This is a genomic window from Liquorilactobacillus sucicola DSM 21376 = JCM 15457, assembly GCF_000612445.1.
Classification (GTDB): Bacteria; Bacillota; Bacilli; order Lactobacillales; family Lactobacillaceae; genus Liquorilactobacillus; species Liquorilactobacillus sucicola.
Map to the genome: position 1 here is coordinate 1 of NZ_BALC01000015.1, position 1,693 is coordinate 1,693.

General features: G+C 49.6%; 1 rRNA gene. It reads right to left on the reverse strand.

What is annotated here, in order from left to right:
- Positions 1-65: 65 nt before the first annotated feature.
- A 16S ribosomal RNA gene (locus JCM15457_RS11530) occupies positions 66-1,624 on the reverse strand.
- Positions 1,625-1,693 lie beyond the last annotated feature (69 nt).

The following is a 1,693-nucleotide window of genomic DNA, read 5'->3' on the forward strand; positions in this document are numbered from 1 at the left end:
GAGAGTAGACCTCTCAAAACTAAACAAAGTTTCAACGCTGTGTAGGTTTCCGTAATTATCCTTAGAAAGGAGGTGATCCAGCCGCAGGTTCTCCTACGGCTACCTTGTTACGACTTCACCCCAATCATCTGTCCCACCTTAGACGGCTGGCTCCAAAAGGTTACCTCACCGGCTTTGGGTGTTACAAACTCTCATGGTGTGACGGGCGGTGTGTACAAGGCCCGGGAACGTATTCACCGCGGCATGCTGATCCGCGATTACTAGCGATTCCGACTTCATGTAGGCGAGTTGCAGCCTACAATCCGAACTGAGAACAGCTTTAAGAGATTAGCTTGACCTCGCGGTCTTGCGACTCGTTGTACTGTCCATTGTAGCACGTGTGTAGCCCAGGTCATAAGGGGCATGATGATTTGACGTCATCCCCACCTTCCTCCGGTTTGTCACCGGCAGTCTCACTAGAGTGCCCAACTAAATGCTGGCAACTAGTAATAAGGGTTGCGCTCGTTGCGGGACTTAACCCAACATCTCACGACACGAGCTGACGACAACCATGCACCACCTGTCATTCTGTCCCCGAAGGGAACATCTGATCTCTCAGATTGGCAGAAGATGTCAAGACCTGGTAAGGTTCTTCGCGTTGCTTCGAATTAAACCACATGCTCCACCGCTTGTGCGGGCCCCCGTCAATTCCTTTGAGTTTCAATCTTGCGATCGTACTCCCCAGGCGGAATGCTTAATGCGTTAGCTGCAGCACTGAAGGGCGGAAACCCTCCAACACTTAGCATTCATCGTTTACGGCATGGACTACCAGGGTATCTAATCCTGTTTGCTACCCATGCTTTCGAACCTCAGCGTCAGTTACAGACCAGAGAGCCGCTTTCGCCACTGGTGTTCTTCCATATATCTACGCATTTCACCGCTACACATGGAGTTCCACTCTCCTCTTCTGCACTCAAGTCTTCCAGTTTCCAATGCACGACTTCGGTTAAGCCGAAGGCTTTCACATCAGACTTAAAAAACCGCCTGCGTTCCCTTTACGCCCAATAAATCCGGACAACGCTTGCCACCTACGTATTACCGCGGCTGCTGGCACGTAGTTAGCCGTGGCTTTCTGGTTAGATACCGTCACTGCATGAACAGTTACTCTCACACACGTTCTTCTCTAACAACAGAGTTTTACGATCCGAAAACCTTCTTCACTCACGCGGCGTTGCTCCATCAGACTTTCGTCCATTGTGGAAGATTCCCTACTGCTGCCTCCCGTAGGAGTTTGGGCCGTGTCTCAGTCCCAATGTGGCCGATCAACCTCTCAGTTCGGCTACGTATCATTGCCTTGGTGAGCCATTACCTCACCAACTAGCTAATACGCCGCGGGTCCATCCAGAAGTGATAGCAGAACCATCTTTTAAACAAAGACCATGCGGTCTTTGTTGTTATACGGTATTAGCACCTGTTTCCAAGTGTTATCCCCTTCTTCTGGGCAGGTTACCCACGTGTTACTCACCCGTTCGCCACTCAAATCTTTCAGCGAGTGCGAACACTCAGAGAAAGTTTTGCGTACGACTTGCATGTATTAGGCACGCCGCCAGCGTTCGTCCTGAGCCAGGATCAAACTCTCATTTTAAAAAGTTTGTGACTCATTAATTTAAATACTAGCGAATTGACTTCGCAAATGTTTGCTCCTATATAAATA